This window comes from Humibacter ginsengiterrae (assembly GCF_054780115.1).
In genome coordinates this window covers 201,321-222,636 of the sequence record NZ_BAAGWY010000003.1, presented here as the reverse complement: position 1 = coordinate 222,636, position 21,316 = coordinate 201,321, and the positions used below count along the sequence as shown (strand labels likewise).

Sequence of the window (21,316 nt, the reverse complement as noted above, 5' to 3'; positions counted from 1 at the left end):
GGGCAGGCATCCGTGAATCCCGCACTCGCCACGCAGGTCGCCGTGACATTCACCTGGCTGGGCCTCGTGCTCGGCATCTCGTTCCTCGAGGCACCACTCAAGTTCCGGGCTCCCGGCCTGTCGATCGAGGTCGGCGTCGGCATCGGCCGCCTCGTGTTCCGGGCACTGAATACGGTCGAGGGCGTTGCCGGAGTGGTGCTCTTGATCGTCGTACTGCTGCAGGGAGCGACCGCTGTGCCGGTCTCCCTGACCCTCGTGATCGCCGTGCTCGTGGTGCTCGTGCTGGGCGCGCTCGTGCTGCGCCCGCTCATGGACCGGCGTGTGACCACCGGACGCACAGCGGAACGGATGCCCCGCCACACCATGCACTTCACGTACATCGCGCTCGAAGCGCTGAAGGTCGCTCTTCTGGTGGCCATAGGAGTGGTGGGGCTGGCGACGGCATAGCACCGCGTCATCGCGAACGGCGCAGCTCACGCCGAACGGCCGAGGCGGACCACGCAGAGGTCCGGCTGCACGAACGGCAGCAGAGTCGCGGTTCGCGGCACGGTGCTGCCGCCCCGGTCCGATCCCCGTTCACCCTCTGCGGGACCGGCGGCGAGCATGCGTTCGACCAGCCCCTGGTGTACGGCGCACACCACGTCGGGTCGCTCGCGGGCGGCCGCCCGGAACGGGCACTCGTGCATGAGGATGTCGTCACCCACCGCCTCTGGCGCGAACCCGAGGGAGTCGAGCGTATCGACGAGGTCATCGACGGAATCTGTGTGCATCCCTCCACGGCCTTTCCCGGCCGATTCACCGTTCGCCACCGAGCCGCCACTCGCCGCGGATGCCCTCGCCCGCTGCTCCATCGCGTCGGCCCATCGCTCACCCGCCGCCACGGCGGCGGAACGCCCGCGCCGACGCGGATGCCCAACGGCCGGCGCCGGGTCGGCCAACGCGTTCGCGAGCACCTCGATGAGCTGCTCACGGGCATCCGCCGCACGAAGCGACGCGCTCAAGGCGTAGACCACCCGGGGTCTGCCCGGCCGGTTCTCTCTTGCGGTGCGGCGCTGCACGAGCCCCGCTGTCTCGAGCTGATCGAGATGGAACCGCGCGGTCGTGATGTGCACGCCGAGCGTGTCGGCGATCGCCTTCGCGTCCAACGGATGCCGCGATCGGGCGAGCACGTCCAGAACGCGTCGCCGCGCGGCCGGCTCCGTCGAGCCGGCGACGAGTTCTGCCGCGCTGTCGCCCGTCATCTCTCCGCCACCGCTCCGTCCGGATGCACACCACGACGGTACTCGATGGCGTCGGGAGCCTCGCGACGCCCGATGCTCTCGAACTGGCTCCCCGAGCGGCCGTCGAGCCGCCGATGGATCGATCCGGCGATGCGGGTGGCCTGCAGCTTCGCCCGTTCGGCGACGGGTCCGGCGAAGAGGTCGTCGACGGTCGAGGCCCACAGCGCGAGCCAACGATCGAAGTGCTCCTCGTTCAGCGGATGCTTCGCGTGCAGCACGTAGTGCAACTGCAGCGCATTACGCCGGTAGAGGCCCGCGTTGAAGAGCACGGTCTGCCAGAAGTCGCACATGATCGGCAGGTGGTGGTCGAGATCCATGTGGGCGACGTCGGTGAAGATGTGGCCGATGAGATCGTCCTCGAACGCCCGCATGTAGAACGTGCGAACAAGGGTCGCGATGTCGTCGCGGTCCGCGAGATCACGCGGTGCGGGTGTCGCCGTCATGTCGTCCAGGCTACGCCATTGAACGGATGCTCGTGCTTTTTATTCTCCCGTGCCCGTCTCACGCTCATACCGCTCGCGCCATGTCGTGTTCATCGGGAAGAGCCCGTCGAGGCTCTCGCCCTCGGCAACGCGGTGGGCGATCCAGGCATCCCGACGTTCCTGCTCGGCGGCTTGCGCGGCCACCTCATCGGCCAGCTGCCGCGGGATCACGATGACGCCGTCGCCATCGCCCACGATCACGTCGCCCGGGCGCACCGCGGCCCCGCCGCAGGTGACGACCACGTCGGACTCCCATGGCACGTGCCTGCGCCCGAGCACTGAGGGGTGCGCGCCTTTCGCGAAAGTGGGGATGTCGAAGGATGCCACCTGCTCGGCATCGCGCACTCCCCCGTCGGTGACGATGCCCGCGGCACCGCGACTCTGAGCCCGCAGCGCGAGCACGTCGCCCACGGTGCCGGTTCCTCGCTCGCCGCGCGCCTCGATCACGATGACCTCGCCCGGATTCACCGTGTCGAACACCCGCTTCTGTGCATTGAACCCGCCGCCGTGCTCCGCGAACAGGTCGGGCCGGAACGCCACGAACCGCAGCGTGCGGGCCACGCCGACCATGCGAGCTCCTCGTCGAAGCGGCAGCGCGCCCTCGATGAAGATGTCCGTGTAGCCGCGGCTCCGGAGAGCGGCGCTGAGGGTGGCGACCGCGGCGTCGTTCAATGTGGCGAGCAGCTCGACGGAAAGCGGCTCGATCGTGGTGTCTTCGGTGCTCATGGGCTTTCCTCCGTGGAGAGCGTCGGTGGCGGATGCCAGTGGTGCAGCAGCGCGGGTGCCCGGCGTCAGTAGCTCGCTCGCGGTGTCGTGCCACCGGCATCCGGTTCCGTCGCACAGAACCGGTCGGCCAGTGCCTCGGATGCCCTGGCAAGCAACGCGACATCGGCGGCGACGAACACGAAGCGGGCACCGGCATCCAGATAGTGCTGCGCCATGTCGAGGTCGAACGCGTTGACGCCGACGGGACGCCCTGCTGCCGAACCCGCACGGATCACGTGCTCGACGGCCGTGATGACGTCGGCGTGGGTCTGCTGCCCGAGCAGGCCCATGGACGCGGAGAGGTCGCTCGGGCCGACGAACAGCGCATCCACGCCATCCACGCCGACGATGCCCTCGAGGTTCTCCACCGCCCTCGTCGACTCGATCTGCACGGTCAGCGACACGTGCTCGGCGGCGTTTCCGAGGTATCCCTCGACGCGGTTCCACCTGGCACTGCGTGCGAGCGAACTTCCGACGCCCCGAACGCCACGCGGCGGATAGTGCACTGCGCGCACGACCTCGGCCGCCTGCTCGGCGCTGTCGACCATGGGCACGATGAGGTTCTGCGCACCGAGGTCGAGGTACTGCTTGATCAGCACCGTGTCACCGAACGGCACCCGCACCATCGGTGTGATCGGGTACGCGGCCATGGCCTGGAGCTGCAGCTGGATGCTCGCCAGCGTGTTCGCGGAGTGCTCGCCGTCGATGAGCAGCAGGTCGAGCCCGCTGCCGGCCGCGATCTCCGCGATCAAGGGGCTCGCCGACACGACCCACATGCCCGCCAGCGGACGCGGAGCCTGCGCCAGCACCTGCGGCAGCGTGGAGGCAAGCGTCATTCGAACCGGCATGTCACCTCTCCCATCCCGCGCTCCCCCGCGCGATACCGTGCGCGCACGAGGTCGCCGCGTCTCACCCACATCGGTCTGGTGAATGACCCGGCGAGCACGAGTTCGCCGGCGGCCAATCCCGCAGCGTGCTGCGCGAGCTTGCCGGCCAGCCAGGCGACTCCGAGAGCCGGATGCCCGAGCACGCCCGCCGCGACGCCGGTCTCCTCGATCTCACCGCTCCGGTCGAGCACCGCCGCGACCCACGGCAGGTCGATCTCGCCCGGTGCCACCCGCACGTCGCCGACGACCATCGCACCCAGCGCGGCGTTGTCCGCGATCGTGTCGACGATGGTGCGACCCTCCAGCTCGAGATGCGAGTTGAGGATCTCCAGGGCCGGCACGACGTATTCCGTCGCGTCGAGAACGTCGTCCACGGTGCATCCGTCACCCGACAACGGCTTGTTCAGCGCGAACGCCAGCTCCACCTCGATGCGCACGTTCGAGAACGCGTCGAACTCGACCGTCGATCCGGATGCGTACACCTGGTCGTCGAAGATCACACCGTAGTCGGGCTCGGTGATGCCCGTCGCCGCCTGCATCGCCTTCGACGTCAGACCGATCTTGTGACCGGCGACGGTGCGACCGGCGTCGATGCGACGCTGCGCCCATAGGCTCTGAATCGCGTAGGAATCCTCGACCGTCATGTCGGGGTTGCGCGCCGTCAGCCGCGGCAGGATGCTCCTAGCTTGGTGCGCCGCGAACAGTTCGTCGGCGATCGCCTCGCGTCGGTCGGAATCCATCGCAGCTCCACATCCTCGTCGGCCGGGTGCTCCACAATCGTATACGATCCGGGCGGACGGGTCTGATGTCATGCGGTTGCGGGATCGAGCGCCTTCCGTTCAACGACATGCCCTTGTGCCAACTCGACAGTCTCGCCGCCCGGGAAGCGGATACGCCCGCTCGTGCCCGCAGGCAACGTCGCCTCCACTTCGAGCTCGCCGACGTCGAGGCGCCATGCCACCTCGATGCGTCCCTGCGGCGAGTCGAAGTGCCCGCGGGCGAACGAAAGCCCGCCTCCGACGACCGGCGCCATCTCGATGCGCCGCCAGGCCACGTCGCACTCCGCCTGTCGAAGGCCGAGCACGTGCGTGTGCAGAAACCTGACGACAGCGCCCTTGCTGTAGTGGTTGAGCGAGTCGTGCGCCGCACCGTCGTCGGTAATGCCGTCCCAGTCCTCCCAGATCGTGGTGGCCCCGCGGTCGAGCATGCCCAGCCAGGACGGCGACGTGCGCTGCAGCAGAACGGAGTAGGCGACATCCGGATGTCCGGTGTCGGCGAGCACGGGCAGCAGGTCCGCGGTCGACAGGAACCCCGTCGCCAGGTGATCGTCCGCCTCGTGTATCAGCTCCACGAGACGGTCTGCCGCCGCGGCACGGAGCGCATCCGGGATCAGCCCGAACGCCAGCGCCCTCACGTAGGCCGCCTGCGTGTCGGCCACCGTGCGCCCGCGTTCGTCGAGGAACTCGTGCTGCCAGGCATCCTTGATCCGCGGCGCCAGCTCGCGATAGCGGGCCGCGTCGTCGTCGCGGCCGAGCAGCGTGGCGATCTCGGCGAGCCGTGAGACCGATTGGAACAGGTAGGCCGTCGCGACCTCGCTCTTGTCGGCGGTGAACCAGGCGAACGGGTTCTCGTGGACCGGGTTCACGAGCCGGCCGTCCGGCATGCGGCCGGCCGGCTCGAGCCATTCCCCCCAGTGGAACGAGGCGTCCCAGATGAACTCCTCGCGCGGTGAGGGCTGCGGCGAGCGCTGAGAGCGCGATGGATGCCGCTGCCTGCGCGCCACCGAAAGGGCCCACTGAACCCATCGGCGCATCGCATCCCAGTTGTCGGCGAGCACGGAGACGTCGCCATACGTCGTCCACATGGTCCATGGCACGCTGACGATCGCGTCGCCCCAGCCCGCTGAGCCGGTCGTCATCGCGAAGCGGGACTCGAGGTTGTGCTTCACGCGGCGGCCGTCGGGTGAGAAGTTCGCGATGCGGCCGTCGTCGAGCTGGTCGTCGCGTACGGACTGCAGCCACTTGCGGGTGAAGCCGAGCACGTCGTAGAGACGCGCGGCCGTAGGGGCGAATACCTGGTAGTCGCCGGTCCAGCCCAGTCGTTCCCGCGTGGGGCAGTCGGTGGGAACGTCGACGGCGTTGCCACGGAAGCTCCAGTACGCCACCTCATGCAGACGGTTCAGGTCATCGTTGCTGCACTCGAACGAACTGGCAGACCGCAGCTCGGTGTGCACGACCCGCATGGCGATGCTGTCCGGCGCGAGGAGCGCGGCCGAGTTGCCGGCGGTGGCCAGGCGCGCATATCGGAAGCCGTGCACAGTGTGATGGGGCTCGAACCGCTCCCCCGGTTCGCCGGAGGACACGACCTCATCGCGCTGCACGAAAGGCACCGGATCCTTGCCGGGTTCGACGGCGGCGAGATGCGACAGGTCGAGGTCGCCGTCGCGATCCAGGTGCTCGCCGTAGTCGATGACGGTCCGTGTGCCGCGTGGCCCCAGCTCGTCGAGTCTGATCCATCCCGACGCGTTCTGACCGAAGTCGACGACGATCGAGTCGCCGACAGAAGTGATCGACTCCGGTGCTCGGGTCTCGATCACGCGAACGGGCGGAGCGGGCGACCATCCGATCAGCGGGAAAGGTCCGGTTGCAACCTCGACGGGCAGCACCGGGGCATCCGGTGCCGTGAAGTCGGTGGTCTGGCCGTCCATGAGGTCGGCGCGGACGATGTTGCTCCGCCGCGACTGCCAGTCCGGCCTCGTCCGGATGACGAGTGAGCCGCCGTCGGCCGCCTCGAGGTGCAGCTCAGCCCTCACGGCGAGGCGGTCGCCCCAGCCGGCCGGGCCGCGGAAGGCGCCGACCTGTCCGCGGAACCAGCCGTCCGACACGAGAAGTTCGAGCCGGTTCTCGCCGGGGACCAGAAGGGAGGCGACGTCGTGGGCCTGCGCGTAGACCGTGCGGTCGTACGATGTCGAACCGGGGGCCAGCTCTGTCGTGCCGACACGGATGCCGTTCAGGAACGCCTCGTAGACACCGAGCGCGGTCGCGTACAGGCGGGCCCGCACCACCGGGCCGTCGATGCGGAACACGGTCGAGATCGAGTGGGCCGGGCGCCGCCCGGGCAGTGCCGCGGTCTCCGCCGGCGAGATCCAATCGGCCCGCCAGTCTCGATCGAGCAGGCCGACCTCGAAGTGATGCCACTGCGACCACTCGCCACCGGCGGCTCGCGCCTGCCAGCGAACCGAGTTTCCGCTGCTCAAAGATGCCCACGGCCAGCCTACGAGGCGATGCTCCGTCACCGAGGCGAGCGCCAGGCGCTGGTCGTCCACCTCCGCCTCCAGTTCATACGCTGCCGCATCGACGGGCGACTTCCAGGAGAGCCGAGGCGATGCATCCGACACGGGAAACTCATCGCCGCCCGCGTCGATACTCAGGTCATAAGGCGCACTGCTCGGCATGGGGTCTCCTTCGACTCGGGACGGCGCTCCGTTCGCGGCTGCCGCTCGAAAATAGTATTGCGTATCTAAATTCATGTTAGTGTCGGCGCACGCGAACTTCCGACCGCGCTCACCGGCGAACAACTGAAGAGAACGATTGAAGAGGATGTGCTGATGACGAGCTTTCCCGACGGATTCCTCTGGGGCGCGTCCACCGCGCCGCATCAGATCGAGGGCAACAACCTGAACAGCGACTGGTGGGCGCAGGAGCAGGTAACGCCGGGGATGGAGCTCTCCGGCGACGCCTGCGACAGTTACCACCGCTACCGCGAAGACATCGACCTGCTCGCCGATGCCGGGCTGAACTCCTATCGTTTCGGCATCGAATGGGCACGCATCGAGCCGCTGCCCGGCCACTTCTCGAACGCGGAACTCGCGCACTACCGTCGCATGATCGACGCGTGCCTCGACAGACGTATCGCGCCCGTGGTCACGCTGCAGCACTTCACGACCCCGCTGTGGTTCGCGAAGGCGGGCGGCTGGATGGCTCCGGACGCCGGCGATGCGTTCGTGCGCTACGTCACGAAGGCTGCAGGCATCCTCGACGGCGTCGAATGGGTCGCCACGATGAACGAGCCGAACATGCAGGCCGCCATCATCACGGCGATGCGCCGCATGCAGGACAGGCAGGGAGCGAGCTGGCAAAGCCCCACGGTGGAAGGCAACGGCGAGACCGCTCTCGACGACGCCGAGCGCGAGCGACGTGCACGAGACGAGTTCCTCGCGTTCGCCGATCCCGCGATCGGGAAGGTGCTGGTGGACATCCACCATCGCGCCCGCGACGCCGTGCGCGCGAACAGCGACGCAAAGGTCGGCTGGACGATCGCCGCCGGCGCTCTGACCCCCGCGCCTGGCGGTGAGGAGAAACTTCGCGAGATCCGCTACGGCAAGGAGGATCTCTTCTGGGAGGGCAGCCGCGACGACGACTGGACGGGCGTGCAGGCGTACTCCAGCCAGGAGGTGGACGCGCACGGCCTCGTGCCGCACCCGCAGCGTGCGGACAACACCCTCGTCGGCACCACCTACCGCCCGGACTCCCTTGGCATGGCGGTGCGGCACGCGGCGGATGTCACGCACGGGGTGCCGATCCTGGTCACCGAGAACGGCATCGCGACCGCCGACGATGGGCAGCGCATCCGCTACACGGAGGAGGCGCTTCGCGGACTTCATCAGGCGATGGCCGACGGCATCGACGTGCGCGGATACCTGCACTGGAGCCTGCTCGACAACTTCGAGTGGGGTCACTGGGAGCCCACGTTCGGCCTCGTCGCCGTCGACCGGGAGACATTCGCTCGCACACCCAAGCCGAGCCTTGAGTGGCTGGGTGAGGTCGCTCGCCAGGGTGGGGTGAGCTGACATGCTCAAGCCGAAGTCCACTCCGACCCGTGAGCTGGTCAACCTCGACGGCGTCTGGCGGTTCGCCATCGACGCCCGCGTCGGCGCCACCCCGTGGACCTCCACACTGCAGACGGACCTCGAGGCCGCCGTTCCCGCCAGCTACAACGACCTGTTCACCGACCCCGAGATCCGCGACCACGTCGGATGGGTGTACTACCAGCGAAGCGTTCGTGTGCCGCGCGGATGGACGGATGACCGCATCCTGCTGCGCTTCGACGCCGCCACCCACGCCGCCCGGGTCTACATCGACGACGAGCTCGCCGGAGAGCACGTCGGCGGATACACGCCGTTCGACGTCGACATCACCGATCTTGTCCAGGCAGGCGAGGAGTTCCGTCTCACCGTCGCGGTGTCCGGCGACCTCACGAACGAAACGATCCCGCCCGGCAAGATCGAGGTCGGGCTGGACGGCCGTGCAAAGCAGACCTACTTCCACGACTTCTACAACTACGCGGGGCTTGCCCGATCGGTGTGGCTGCACAGCACTCCGAAGGCGAGCATCACCGGCCTGAGCGTGGTGACCTCCTTCGACGGTGCCCCCTCTGCCGAGGGAACGGCCGGGCTGGTCGACTACACCGTCGAAGCACCCGAGGGATTCGCCGTTCGGGTGCGCCTCACGGATGCCCGCAGCCACCTGGTCGTGCGGGCCGACGGTGCGACGGGCCGGCTCCGCGTTCCGGATGTCGTGCCGTGGCGTCCGGGAGCCGCCTACCTGTACGACCTCACCGCGGAGCTGTTGGACGGCGACAACGTGATCGACAGCTATCCCCTGCCTGTGGGCATCCGCACCGTTGAGGTACGTGGGCACGAGTTCCTGATCAACGGCGAGCCCTTCTATTTCACCGGCTTCGGCAAGCACGAGGACTCCGCCGTGCGCGGCAAGGGCCACGACGACGCCTACCTCGTTCACGACTTCCAGCTGCTCGACTGGGTGGGCGCGAACTCGTTCCGCACCTCGCACTACCCCTACGCCGAGGAGGTGCTCGAGTTCGCCGACCGGCACGGCATCGTCGTCATCGACGAGACCGCGGCGGTGGGCCTGAACATGGGCGTCGTGGGCGGCATGTCCGGCACTCCCCCGTTCCCGACCTTCTCCGAGCAGTACGCCGGCGCGGCGACGCAAGCCGCGCACGCGCGGCACCTGAGGGAGCTGATCGAGCGCGACCGCAATCATCCGTCTGTCGTGATGTGGTGCATCGCGAATGAACCGGCGTCGAACGAGGAGGGCGCGCGCGAGTACTTCGAGCCGCTCGTGAACCTGGCGAGAGAGCTGGATCCGACGCGGCCGTTGACGTACGCGGTCGTCATGTTCGCAACGTTCCAGAACGACCGCATCGTCGACCTCTTCGACGTGGTCAGCCTCAACAGGTACTACGGGTGGTACGTCGCCACCGGCGACCTGGCGACGGCGGAGCGTTACCTGCAAGGCGACATCCGGGGCTGGGTCGAACGAACCGGCAAGCCGATCATGATGACCGAGTACGGCGCCGACACCCAGCCCGGGGTGCACTCCGTGTGGGATGCGGCGTGGACCGAGGAGTACCAGACGGCGTATCTCGAGATGAATCACCGCGTGTTCGACAGATTCCCGCAGTTCGTCGGTGAGCAGGTGTGGAACTTCGCCGACTTCGCCACCGGCAACGGCATTCACCGTGTGGAGGGGAACAAGAAGGGCGTCTTCACCCGGGACCGCAAGCCGAAGGCGGCGGCCTGGTACCTCAGGGAACGGTGGAGCGGACTGGATGGGCGCAAGCCCCGGCAGGAAGGCTGAGCGTGCTCGCCGCATCTGCATCACTCAGGCCGTCCGGTAGTGCAGACGAGGATCCAGCGCGAGATAGACCATGTCGGCCGCGAACGACAACGCGACCACAAGCCACGTACCAGATCACGCGCTGGTCGCGTTCTCTGCGAAGGACGAACGGGCGAAGATGCCGTCCATACCCACAACGGTAGGCGGCTGCGCTTGGGCGACGACGGCTGGAGCCGAACTAGAACCCCTCTGCGCGCATCACCCAGCCTTCCGGGAGTTCTGCGCCTGCCCTGTGTGCGGCGACGAGATGCGCGATGGCGGCCAGAAGACCTCCGTTCGAGGGCAGGTAGATCGGGAGGAACCCGAGCCGCTGGGGGTTGTGGCCGTTTACGAGGTAGTGGTTCTTCGGGGTGTCGAGCAGCAGGAGCCGGAGCGCATTGTCCAGGCGTCCGAGCCGAGACGCCGTCATCGACATGACCGGATAGTCCCAACCCCACGTCGACTGGAAATCCCAGCATTCCTCCACGCTTTGAAGCGTTCTGCGCATGACCTCCCGATCCAGCAGCGGTGTCGGGGGAAGCCAGCCATACGCCATGAGCATCGAAGGATGGTCCTCACGAATGAGGTACGGAGGCGTGGAGACGCCCGCATAGGTCCCATCAGGCATGAGTTGTGGCGAGCGCATACCGTCCGCGATGCGCTCCCAGGCTTCATCAGGCGCCTTGCCCGCGAGCATCCGCCACCGGTTCGCCACCTTGAGCGCCCACGCCCAGTAAGCGAGCTCGAAAGTCGGATTCGCCATTCTCGCCCTGTCATGGAAGTAGCTCTCCTGCGCCGGAACCAGGGGCGGAGGAAGCTCGTAGCCATTGGGGCCCGGTTGTACGAAGTCGGCCATGAACTCGGCGGTCGCTTGCACCAATGGCAAGTATTTCTCGACGAATCCCTGCGGCACGCCACGAATCCGGAGGAGTTCGAGCAGATGGATGATGTGAGGCTGGTGCCAGATGATGAAGACACCGATCTGGCTGGGTGACTCAGCACCCGAAGGGTCGGTCTGCTTGGGCCAGCGAGCACCCAGGTATCCCTGCAACTTCGCCTGTTCGCTCGCTACCGGGAGGATCGAGCGGTACCACTCCAGACTGCGTTCGAGAAGTGCACCGCGTCCCCAGAGGGCGAAGTGGGCGGCGTGCCACCAGTGCATCTCGAGGTGGAACTTGCCTGACCAGGAGTTGAGCGTGAGGCCGGTCTCCTGAGGAGGCGTCGATCCGGCGCAATTCACCGTCGTCAGGTACTGCGAGACAACGACTCGGCGTTCCAATTCCGGTGCTGCAGCCGACGAGCTGCCGGCAAAGCTTACAGCGGCGCCGTCGTTCCAGAAGCCTGCCCACCAGCGCTTAGCGGCGGCGAAGACCTCGTGCACGCTCGGCGAACCAGAGGCGGAAGCAGTTGACGATCCGCTTTGCAGACTTACGACGACTTCCAATACCCCTGCAGTGGTGTGGGCGACGACGGAATCACCGCCAGGGCCCACTGACAACTCGCCCGAGCTGCGCACCCCGGCCGAGTACGTCGTGGTGCCGACTTGGCGAATGGCGAATGCGTGGTCGTGTCCTACCTGCCAGCGGGTCGACGTCGCCGGTGCGGTCTCGAACGCGGCGAGCTCGTCCTTCTGCCCCTCGAAGCACCACTGGACCGCGAGGCCCTCCGCCAGCAGCTCCGATTCGATCCTCGTAGCGATCACATCCGCCTCGGGGTGGATCGTCGTATGCACCCGAACGGGAACGGCATTCAGGTGGTACTCGGCGACGACCGCGCCTGAGAAGAGGTCCAGCTCGAGTTCTGCGCTTTCGAGGTCACCGGGAGAGCGGGGCGGTTCGAACCCATCCCATCCCGCCAGCACGAGACGCCCCAGATGAAGCCTCCGCGGGTTGTAGTGCAGCCAGGCCGCCGCCGCCCGTTCCGGCACGACGCCATCTTCCGGCCGCTGCAACCCCATCCGGTCGAGATAGGGAACCATGCGCCGCCCGTTCCAATACGACGTGGTCGCATCCGCCGGATCATGGCGGCGCCTTCCGGGTGTCTCATACCATCCCCATGTCGATTGCGTGCGCAGCGGGATCTGATAGTCGTCCTTGCGAAAGGGCCGCTCCGGCTGCGGCGGCAAGCCGGCGTTCTCCTCGGTCGGGGGGACGCGTGTCGGGTCAGGAAGCAGTTCGTGGAAGGCAGCGAAGGTCTGCAATCCCGTGCAGTCAAGCGTGGCCGCGAGGTCTCCGTTTCCGACGGTGAGAACGTCGGCGGGATGCGCCGAGGTGAATCGGGGATTGTGGCGTCGCACCAGCTTCTGACGGTCGATCTTGCCTGTTGTCACTTGATGGCTCCTGCACTGATGCCGTCGACGATCTGCCGCTGTGCGATCAGGTAGAAGATGACCACCGGCACGATGGAGATCATCGTGGCGGCCAGCAGGATCTGCGGCTGGGGCGTTTCTGCCGACACGAAGCTGGTCAGTCCCCTCTGTATGGGCATCAGCGAGTTGTCGTTGAAGATCACGAGTGCCATGAGGTACTCGTTCCACACCGCGAACGCCTGGATCACGGCGACGGCTGCGAGTCCGGGTCGGGCGAGTGGGAGCATTACGCCGAAGAAGATCCGTAGCGCGGACGCTCCATCCAGCTCGGCCGCCTCCTCCAGGTCGACCGGCTGCGAGGCGAAGAAGCTGCGCATGATCAGGGTGGAGATGGGGATGCCCGAGGTGATCAGGATCAGAACGTAACCCTGGCGCGTGTTCGCGAGGTCGAGCGCGAGAAGCACCTTGTACTGGGCGAGGAACATCGCGGGCGCCGGGATGATCATCACCGCGAGGATGAGCCCCGTGAACGCGGCCTTTCCCTTGAACGGGATGCGAGCGAGCGCGTACCCGGCCAAGCTCGACACAAGCAGGATGCCGACCACGGCCGCCAACGTGTAGATGACGCTGTTGGTGAGGTAGACGGCAAGATTTCCCTTCACCCATGCGGTGAGGTAGTTGCTCCACTGCGGTGCGAGTGGCACGAGCGTGCCGCCCTTGAGAAGCTGCGGCAACGACTGCAGCGAGCCGGACAGCATCCACAGGATCGGGAAGAGTGCGCTGATCGCTGCGGCGATGAGGAGCGCGTAGAGCGTGGCCCTGGCGGGGCTCAGGCGACGTCGGCGTCGCGTTCTAGCGGGCGCGTCCGGTTCCGGACGGATGCGTTCGCGGGCCTGAGTCATGGTGGTCGTAGTCGTCATCGTGGGACTCATGTGTTGGCGCGCCGCCGTGAGAGCGCGAGTTGGAGGACAGAGAGGAGGACGAGGGCGCCGCCGAAGATCACGGACATCGCAGCGGCCAGGCCGTAGTTGTTGTAGGTGAACGCCTGCGTGAAGATCTGCAGTGTCGGCACCATGGTCGCGTAACCGGGCCCACCGTTCGTGAGCACCTGGACGGTGCCGAAGATCTGCAGAGCAGCGAGGAGCGTGAGGAGGCTGACGATCGTGGTCACCGGTGCGAGTTGCGGCCAGGTGATGTACCGGAACTTCGCCCATCCGCGGGCGCCGTCGAGCTCGGCGGCCTCGTAGAGGTACTGCGGGATGTCCTGCAGCCCAGCAAGGAACAGGATGAAGCCGAAGCCCCAGTGCAACCACAGGAACACACCGATCACCGCGAGCAGCGCGACGTGCGGATCGTTGAGCCAGTCGTGTTCGAGCCATGTCAACCCGACGGCGCCGAGGACGCGATTGACGATGCCGGATTGCGGGTCCAGCATCGCGGAGAACACCATGCCGACGACCACCACGGAGAGCACGCTCGGCAGGTAGTACACGGTGCGGAAGAACGTGCGGCCCTTGCGAGCGCTGTGCACGGCCAGGGCCATGATCATCGAGATGCCGTTGCCGACGAAGAACCCCACGACACCGAAAATGAGAACGTTCTTCATCGACGCCCAGAACGGGGCGTTCCGGAAGACCGCCTGGAAGTTCGCCAGCCCGACCCACGGGGTTTCGGGGCTGACCCCGTCCCAGGACTGGAAGCTCAACAGGATCGCCTCCACGAACGGCACCAGCGTGAACAGGGCGATCAGCACGAGCGCGGGAACCAGGAACACGTAACCGGTGATGGCCTTGCGACGTGCGGGCCGCCGTCCGTGCGACGCCGTGGCTTGGGGGCGTCGCACAGACGAGGAAGCGAGCGATGACGTCACTGCTGGCTGCTGTCCTGAGCGGTCTGGACGTCCGCGACTACCTGCTCTACGGTCATCTGGCCGAGCACGAGTTGCTGCGAGTCACGGGTGATCGCATCGGCCACTTGCGCGCTGAACGTGTTCGGGATGACCTGCAGGTTCTTGATCGAGGCGGCGAAGCCCTGCAGCGGTCCCGGCAGCTTGCCACTGGCCAGCAGGGCTGGGTTCGTCGGGATGATGTAGGCCTGGTCGACGAAGACCTTCTGCTGCGGCTCGGCAGTCAGCCACTTGACGAAATCGAGTGCAGCCTGCACATGCTTTCCCCGCGGATTGATGACCGCGCCCTTGCCCGGCACGCCCGGTGCACGCGGCGTGTATTTCGCGTCAGGAGCCTTCGGAACCGCCATCGAGATGTATGAGGTGTAGTCGGGCGACGTCGCATGAGCGACCGAGACCCCAGGCGTGCCATCGAAGTACGCGGCCACGCTGTGCTTCGTGAAGAAGTTCGTCTCCACGGTCGGGTTGTCGTTTTGGCCGCCGGGAAGCGCGTTGCTCTGTATCGCCCCCGCCGCACGGAGATCGGCGAGGAACTGGAACGCCTTCTGCCATCCGGTCGACTTCCAGCTGTATTTGCCGGCGAACGTGTCGGAGATCTGCGTGTCCGTCAGCCAGTTCGATGCGACATACTGCATCAACTGCGGTGTGACAGATGCCGCCACCGAGAAGCCGCCCTTGCCCGCCTTGTTGCTCGCGGCCAGCTTGTCGATCAGTGCCGTCGTCGTCTTCGGCGGATTCGACGCGCTGATCCCGCTCGCCGTCGGGTCCGCGAGGATGCCGTACGACTGCGTCTCCCAGTGCACGGTGTAGATGCCCGGCTTGACACCGAGATTGTTCCCCGGCTCGAACGTCGCCATCTTGATCACCGCCGGCGAGAAGTCCTTTCCCCAGCTCCCCTTCAGCTCCTTGGTCAAGTCCATCGCCCAACCGGCCTTGTAGAAGGGTGCCATCGATGTCGCGTTGAACGCGGAGTAGATGTCGGGCACCTGCTTCGACTGGGCGAGCGCCTGCAGCTTCGGCAGGTAGTCGGCGGGCCCGGGAGAGTCGATGTTGACTGTGATCCCCGTCTCCTTCTTGTACTCCTTGGCCAGGTAGTTCAGTGCGGCCTCCTGTCCGCGCGACTGATTCAGGAACGTGAGCGTCACATCCTTCTCACTCGTGGCTGTGGCTGACGCAGCAGGCTCACCGCTCGCTGAGCACCCGGTGAGCAAGAGGGATGCCGCCGTGACCATCGCGCCAACCGCCAGCGCCGCCGAGCGCCGTCTCGTCGACGTGGAACGTTTCATTGTTCGGGAATGCATGGGTCCTCACCTTTGAAAGACGAGAGCGGCGAGCCGCTCTGACCGGACAACTGATTGGGAATCGCCAGGAGCCGTTCTTGCCGAAGCGTTAGGCCGGAAGGGAATGCTGTGTCATCGACTCGAGGCGCGAACTCTGAATCGGTAATAGAGTTCGTGGTTGCGATGCTAACCATGGCAAGCGCGAGAGTCAATCCTGAATCGGCAATAGTTTTCGTGTCGTTGCTGTTACCGTGATGACTCATGGGAAAGGTCACCGGTGCGCGCGGCAGCTACGCGAAGACCAAGGAGCGTCGGCGTGACATCGCGGAGGCCACCCTGGCCCTCGTGATAGAGAAGGGTCATCGAGCCGTTGTGACCGCCGAGATCGCGAGGCGAACGGGCTTGAGCGAACCGGGAGTGCTTTACCACTTCCCGAGCAAGGACGAGCTTCTGATCGGCGCACTGCAGTACTTCGATGACGTGCAGATCTCCGCTCTACCCAATGGCGAGTCGGTTCAGCAGGCGCCATCCAGAGCAGCCGCGGGCGTGCAGCGCACCAACATACTGCGGCTGCACACAGCCATGGCGGGCGAGGCGAGCGACCCGGCCCACCCTGCGCACGAGTACTTCAAGCAGCGTTCGCGCAGGAGCAACGAGCTCATGGCCGACAGCATCCGCCAGCTCCAGTCCGAAGGCGCGGTCGCCGCGTCAGTCGACGCCGACCGCGCCTCGCGCTTGATCCACGCGGGGTGGGAGGGGTTGCAGATCCAATGGCTGGCGGAGCCGTCCTTCGACATGGGCGAAGAACTGGCATCGTTGATCGTCGCGATTCTAGGACCCGCCGCCCTTGCCCGCGACACTCCCCCAGCCCGTAAAGCGATGGCGCACGCGGCCGCAACCGGCGGCTCGGGGGTTACCGCACGCTCTTGACCGGGATGACCAGCAGGCCGCCGGCGAGCGCCAGCACAGCGGCCGCGATGTAGACGAGCTCGTACTGGCCACCCCCGCCGATGCCGACCAGCAGCGCTGCCACGACCGGGGCGATCGCCTTCGGAATCTCGTTCGCGAGGCCGTTGATCGCCAGGAACCGGCCCGGCGTCACGCGGTCGGGCAGAACGTCCAACGCGAGCGCCTGGTCGACGGCGCCGAAGATCCCGGTACCCAGTGCGAACACGAGGCCGCCGACGATGTACTGGGTCGGCGACGCCGTTGTCGCGATGATGACGAGCCCTGCGGCCAGCACGCCTCCGGCAATCACGACGAGTACGCGTCGCCTGCGGATCTTGTCGGAGAGGTATCCGCTGCCCAGCGCACCGATCATGGTCATCAGGATGCCGATGCCGCCCGACGTCGCGATCAGCCCGGCGACGGCGGTCTGGCTCAGATGAAGGCGCTCGCCGAGGAAGTACACGCCGTAGATCGACATCAGGTACAGGGCGATGAACGTCGCCGCCTTGCTGATCCACACCCAGGCGAAGTCCTTATGCTTGCGCGGGTTGAACACCATGCGGGCGAAGATGCCGCCGATGCTGACGTGCTCGAACACGGCCTCCTTCGTCGACGGGTCTTTCATGCGCACGAGGAACGCGACGCTGCCGAGCAGAGCCAGCGCGCCGGGCACGAAGAAGAGCAGGAAGGGCATCTGCACCAGGGCTCCGGAGAGCAGGATGCCCGCGATCGGCCCGATCTGCGTGATCGCCCCGTTGATGCCGGCGACCTTTCCGCGCTGGTTCTCCGGAAGGGCGTCGCCGAAGTGCGTGATCATCATCGATCCGGCGATGATCAGACCGAGGTAGCCGATCGTCCAGCCGACGATCACCAACGGGATCCCCGGCGCGACCCCGACGATCGCGAGACCGACCAGCCCGGCGACGAGCCCGCCGAGCATCCACGGGCGCCGTCGGCCGAGCCTCGACCTGGTGCGGTCGCTCAGGATACCCACCACCGGGTTCACGATGATGATTGCGATCGCCGGGATCGTCAGCACGAGCGCCAGCATCGTGTCCTTATCGGAGGGCGACATCGTCTGCACGCGGATCGCCAGCGAATAGGTGCTCGGGGCGAGCGTCGCGATCGAGATCACGAATTGCGCGACGAACAGCACGGCAAGGTATCCAGCTCCCCACCGCCTCAACGGCGGCAGTGTCAGAGAAGACCTCGTCTCCAGGGACGTCTCGACCGCCTGCGCGACGTCCTCGGCCGCGCGCTCACCCGCCGATGCCAGATCGGCGGGAACGGATGCTGTGGGTTCGGGTTCGGATGACGCCATCAGGAAACTCCATTGTTCTTGGTGATGAACGAAACGTTCTTGGTGGGGCACGACTCATGGTTGCCGCGTTGGTGGACACACTATACGTGAAACTCGAATTGCAACACTATTTTCAGGCAAACGGCTATCGTGGCTGCGTGAGCACGTCTGGCGCCAGAGGACCGTACGCGAAGACCGCGGCGACGCGACAGCGCATCCTCGAGGCCTGCATCGAGGCATTCGCCGAGAGCGGCTTCCACGGCACGACCATGAAGGACATCGCGGTGCGCGCCGGCATCAGCTACACCGGCCTGCTGCATCACTTCCCGAAGAAGGAGGATCTGCTGCAGGCCGTGCTCGACTACCGGGCCGATCGCGACCACGAGTTCCTCGACTCAATCGGCGCCCTGGACTGGGAGACAGATCCCCTCGGCGTCTTCCGGGGCATGCTCGCGGTCATCCACGACAACGTGCACCGCCCTGGACTCCTCGAGCTGCACACCGTGGTCTCGGGCGAAGCCGCATCGCCCGAGCATCCCGCGCACGCTCACTACATCGAGCACTACCGGAATCTGCGCGAGTTCTACCGGCTGGCCTACGAGTCGCTCGCCCGACTCGGCCTGTTGCACTCCGATTCCTCCCCCGAGGCACTGGCCACGCAGACGATCGCCCTGATCAACGGCCTGCAGGCGCAGTGGCTCTTCGACCGCACGAGCGTCGACATGGAGCGCGACTTCCGCGCCTTTCTGAACACTGTCATCCCGGGCTTCGACGTGCTCGCGGCGCGCCAGTCGCCCGAGCCGCAGGCCACGACTGCGTAGTCGAGCGACCGATCCCCGAGCGGGAGATCTCGCTGTCATGCGCCATGCCTGGCGATACGGAATCATCTCCCCAAAATAGTTTCGCAATCCTATTTTCGTGCTACTGTCACGACGCGACCCTCGTGATGAGCGGTCGAACGACAAGGACTGAAGCGTAAGGCAGGGCTGCAATGAAGCTGATCACCGACGAGTTCGGCGAGATCGAGATCGCCACCGTTCCCGCTCCCGATGGCGTTCGCGTGCTGAGCGCCACCTACACAGTGTCGGGCCGTGTCTTCGTCTTCTACCGCACGGCCGAGGACCCCGAAGTGGACGACTGGTACAACGCCGCAGTGGTCGACAACGACGGTCAATCGTTCACGAACATCTTCTCCGGGCGTATTCCGCAGCGGGCGACCGCCAACGGCATCCGGCACATGCCGTTCGCCGACAACTCCCGCATCCTGCTCGGCGACTACGTGCTCGAGTGCAGCCCGAACATCGACGCATGCGAGCACACCGCGCTGGTCGAGGTCGACTACCCCTGGAACCTCGCAGGCGACCCGCTGACCTCTCACCATTGGTCGGAGATCATCGTCTCCCCCGACGACCACATCGCCTGGACCGCGCTGCGCACCGACCTGACGGCTATCGTGGCCCTCGGCCGTCTGCACCGGGACGACGACCGCTACGTCATCGACGATCCCACGATCATCAGCAGCACCGACCTGCTGGTTCCGGATGCCGACCGCCCCGGCTACTTCGCCACCTCCCCCATGCGAGGCGGCGAGGTGAAGCAGTTCGTGCACGGCGGTGCAGCGATCTCCGCGGTCGGAGACGGCGGCGGAGCGCTGACCGACTCCGTCGTGCAGGACCTGGCCACCGGATCGATCACCCGCATCACGCAGGCGCCCGGTTACGACGAGACGACGATCTTCTCCCCCGACGAACGACTCGGCATGGTGATGACCTCGCGCGCTTCTCGCGGCACAAACCCTGCCTTCCTCGGTCTGCTACCCCGACCGCACGCGAACCTCGTGGGGATGACGCTGGCGTGGACGGTGTACAACTACACGGTCCAGGGCGTGCGCGCATTCCGCGAAGGGAACATCGGGCCGGTGCTCATAGACATCCATCGCTCGATGACCGAGCCTGACTACGTCGGGGTCGCCCTGAACGACCCCGACGAGACGTGGGTGTACTGCTCGCCGATGTCATGGCATCCGGATGGCCGCCGGTCGATGTGGATGGAGATGGCGCGGGGAAGCGGCCTGGACGGGGCCGAGCCGAACATGCGAATCCGGACCGCGAAGCTGCTGGACCGCGAGGCTCGGCAACCGGTGGGACCGAGCGCGACCCCGGATGACATCGCGTACGGCATCAGGGGCCACGAAGCGGAAGAACTCCTCAAGCGCACCGCGGAGCCCGTGCGCTCCGGGCGCATCGCCGGCGCGCGCTCGGGTTACCTCGAGTTCGAACGCGAGTTCGGCGGGCTCGGCGGCACGGCATCCGCGATGTCCCGCTATGTCGACTACAGCGACGATGGCCGTTGCTTCTACAACGGCGTCGAGAAGGCCGTCAGTTCGATGGCGGAGGGCACGGTCTATGAGGCCGACCTCGAGCTCACGGGCGAGGAACGCGGCGAGATGCGTGTTCGGGCGTGCTGGTCGGGCATCCGCGACGGCGCTCGCCTGCTCTTCGAACCCGACGAGGAAGGGCTGCCTCGCACACGCGGCCACGTGCGATATGGAGAGACGTATCTCTCCGTCGACGACCTCGTGCCGTAAACCCCTCGTTCGGGATGCAGCACGAGCCGCCTTATGACGTAAACTCCTGACAAATGGCGGACTTTGTCACGTGCCCGTGACAGGACGCCGCGCGTCAGAGGGAGTTCAGATGCCGGACACGATCGCCGAGCAGACCACCCTGCCGTCCGAGCTGTTCATGGACATCGACCGGTCGGGTCCGATCCCGATGTATTTCCAGATCGCCACGAAGATCGAGCAGGCGATCGCGGACGGAACCCTCGCACCCGGCGCGCGCCTGGAGAACGAGATCGCGCTCGGCGAGCGACTGGGTCTGTCGCGACCGACCGTGCGGCGGGCCATCCAGGAACTCGTCGGCAAGGGACTCCTTGTTCGCCGACGAGGCATCGGCACACAGGTGGTGCAGCGACCGCTCACCCGCAAGGTGGAGCTCACCAGCCTGTACGACGATCTGGAGCGCGGGAGCAAACATCCGGGAACCACGTTGCTCACGCGTGAGGTGATCGAGGCTGACGACACCATCGCCGAGATGCTGTCGCTGCCCAAGGGATCGCCGGTGCTGCACGTGCGGCGAGTGCGGTCATCAGACGGGGTTGCCCTGGCAGTGCTGGAGAACTTTCTGCCGCAGGAGTTCGCGGACATCTCCGAGGACGACCTCAGGGCACGCGGCCTCTACCAGCTGATGCGCGCCCGGGGAACGCTGATCAGCGTGGCGCACCAGCGCATCGGAGCCCGGGCGGCGACCCACGAGGAGAGCGAGTTGCTCGACCTGAAGCCGCACGGCCCGGTGCTCACGATGGACCGCACCGCCTACAACAACAACGGCAAGGCCGTGGAGTTCGGCCGGCATTGCTACCGCCCCGATCTCTACGCGTTCGAGATCACGCTGGTCAACAACTGATCCGGAACGTGCA

The 21,316-nt window shown here is 66.5% G+C and carries 18 protein-coding genes; 7 read left to right on the top strand and 11 right to left on the bottom strand.

What is annotated here, in order from left to right:
- The first annotated feature begins 12 nt into the window (after positions 1-12).
- Positions 13-447, top strand: a complete 435-nt coding sequence (locus tag ACYVII_RS05925; RefSeq protein ID WP_460532461.1) for a hypothetical protein — start codon at positions 13-15, stop codon at positions 445-447.
- A 26-nt stretch (positions 448-473) separates the two neighbouring features.
- Here ACYVII_RS05925 and ACYVII_RS05920 read toward each other — a convergent pair whose 3' ends face one another.
- The 6 genes from ACYVII_RS05920 to ACYVII_RS05895 all read right to left on the bottom strand — a co-directional run bounded on the left by ACYVII_RS05920 (position 474) and on the right by ACYVII_RS05895 (position 6,868).
- The gene (locus ACYVII_RS05920; RefSeq protein ID WP_460532458.1) at positions 474-1,241 is read right to left on the bottom strand and encodes a helix-turn-helix transcriptional regulator; all 768 of its coding nucleotides are present in this window, start codon (positions 1,239-1,241) and stop codon (positions 474-476) included.
- The gene (locus ACYVII_RS05915; RefSeq protein ID WP_460532455.1) at positions 1,238-1,723 is read right to left on the bottom strand and encodes a group III truncated hemoglobin; all 486 of its coding nucleotides are present in this window, start codon (positions 1,721-1,723) and stop codon (positions 1,238-1,240) included. Before ACYVII_RS05915 ends, ACYVII_RS05920 begins: the two co-directional genes overlap by 4 nt.
- A 39-nt stretch (positions 1,724-1,762) precedes the next feature.
- Positions 1,763-2,488 (bottom strand): RraA family protein, encoded by a 726-nt coding sequence (locus ACYVII_RS05910; protein WP_460532452.1) that lies wholly within the window; start codon positions 2,486-2,488, stop codon positions 1,763-1,765.
- Between the two features lie 65 nt (positions 2,489-2,553).
- A complete protein-coding gene (locus tag ACYVII_RS05905) occupies positions 2,554-3,375 on the bottom strand; it encodes an HpcH/HpaI aldolase family protein (protein WP_460532449.1) in 822 nt (273 codons plus the stop codon).
- Positions 3,360-4,154, bottom strand: a complete 795-nt coding sequence (locus tag ACYVII_RS05900; RefSeq protein WP_460532446.1) for a 2-keto-4-pentenoate hydratase — start codon at positions 4,152-4,154, stop codon at positions 3,360-3,362. Before ACYVII_RS05900 ends, ACYVII_RS05905 begins: the two co-directional genes overlap by 16 nt.
- Before the next feature lie 68 nt (positions 4,155-4,222).
- The gene (locus ACYVII_RS05895; protein ID WP_460532443.1) at positions 4,223-6,868 is read right to left on the bottom strand and encodes a family 78 glycoside hydrolase catalytic domain; all 2,646 of its coding nucleotides are present in this window, start codon (positions 6,866-6,868) and stop codon (positions 4,223-4,225) included.
- Positions 6,869-7,021: 153 nt separating this feature from the next.
- Between ACYVII_RS05895 and ACYVII_RS05890 the strand changes: the two genes are divergently transcribed.
- Positions 7,022-8,263, top strand: coding sequence for a glycoside hydrolase family 1 protein (locus ACYVII_RS05890; RefSeq protein ID WP_460532440.1), 1,242 nt, complete (start codon positions 7,022-7,024; stop codon positions 8,261-8,263).
- Between the two features lies 1 nt (position 8,264).
- Entirely contained in the window at positions 8,265-10,076 is a 1,812-nt protein-coding gene (gene uidA / locus ACYVII_RS05885; protein ID WP_460532437.1) for a beta-glucuronidase, read from the top strand.
- 217 nt (positions 10,077-10,293) lie between these two features.
- Here uidA and ACYVII_RS05880 read toward each other — a convergent pair whose 3' ends face one another.
- The 4 genes from ACYVII_RS05880 to ACYVII_RS05865 are packed head-to-tail and all read right to left on the bottom strand — an operon-like array spanning position 10,294 to position 15,609.
- Positions 10,294-12,423, bottom strand: a complete 2,130-nt coding sequence (locus tag ACYVII_RS05880; protein WP_460532435.1) for a hypothetical protein — start codon at positions 12,421-12,423, stop codon at positions 10,294-10,296.
- Entirely contained in the window at positions 12,420-13,322 is a 903-nt protein-coding gene (locus tag ACYVII_RS05875) for a carbohydrate ABC transporter permease (RefSeq protein WP_460532432.1), read from the bottom strand. The genes ACYVII_RS05880 and ACYVII_RS05875 overlap by 4 nt, the downstream gene beginning before the upstream one ends.
- Before the next feature lie 8 nt (positions 13,323-13,330).
- On the bottom strand, positions 13,331-14,272 hold the full coding sequence (locus tag ACYVII_RS05870) for a carbohydrate ABC transporter permease (protein WP_460532429.1): 942 nt from the start codon (positions 14,270-14,272) through the stop codon (positions 13,331-13,333).
- A complete protein-coding gene (locus tag ACYVII_RS05865) occupies positions 14,269-15,609 on the bottom strand; it encodes an ABC transporter substrate-binding protein (RefSeq protein ID WP_460532426.1) in 1,341 nt (446 codons plus the stop codon). Before ACYVII_RS05865 ends, ACYVII_RS05870 begins: the two co-directional genes overlap by 4 nt.
- Before the next feature lie 240 nt (positions 15,610-15,849).
- On the opposite strand from ACYVII_RS05865, the gene ACYVII_RS05860 reads away from it, so the two are divergent.
- Positions 15,850-16,518, top strand: a complete 669-nt coding sequence (locus ACYVII_RS05860; protein ID WP_460532423.1) for a TetR/AcrR family transcriptional regulator — start codon at positions 15,850-15,852, stop codon at positions 16,516-16,518.
- Here the strand turns inward: ACYVII_RS05860 and ACYVII_RS05855 are convergent.
- Positions 16,502-17,857, bottom strand: coding sequence for an MFS transporter (locus tag ACYVII_RS05855; protein WP_460532420.1), 1,356 nt, complete (start codon positions 17,855-17,857; stop codon positions 16,502-16,504). The two genes, ACYVII_RS05860 and ACYVII_RS05855, sit on opposite strands and share 17 nt — an antisense overlap.
- Positions 17,858-17,994: 137 nt before the next feature.
- Between ACYVII_RS05855 and ACYVII_RS05850 the strand changes: the two genes are divergently transcribed.
- From ACYVII_RS05850 to ACYVII_RS05840, 3 genes are all read left to right on the top strand, one after another.
- Positions 17,995-18,657 carry a TetR/AcrR family transcriptional regulator gene (locus ACYVII_RS05850; protein WP_460532417.1) on the top strand — a complete coding sequence of 221 codons (663 nt, stop codon included), beginning with the start codon at positions 17,995-17,997 and terminating at the stop codon, positions 18,655-18,657.
- A 170-nt stretch (positions 18,658-18,827) separates the two neighbouring features.
- Positions 18,828-20,423: a hypothetical protein gene (locus tag ACYVII_RS05845; protein WP_460532414.1), complete on the top strand. Its 1,596-nt coding sequence runs from the start codon at positions 18,828-18,830 to the stop codon at positions 20,421-20,423.
- 109 nt (positions 20,424-20,532) lie between these two features.
- Positions 20,533-21,303 (top strand): GntR family transcriptional regulator, encoded by a 771-nt coding sequence (locus ACYVII_RS05840; protein ID WP_460532411.1) that lies wholly within the window; start codon positions 20,533-20,535, stop codon positions 21,301-21,303.
- Positions 21,304-21,316 lie beyond the last annotated feature (13 nt).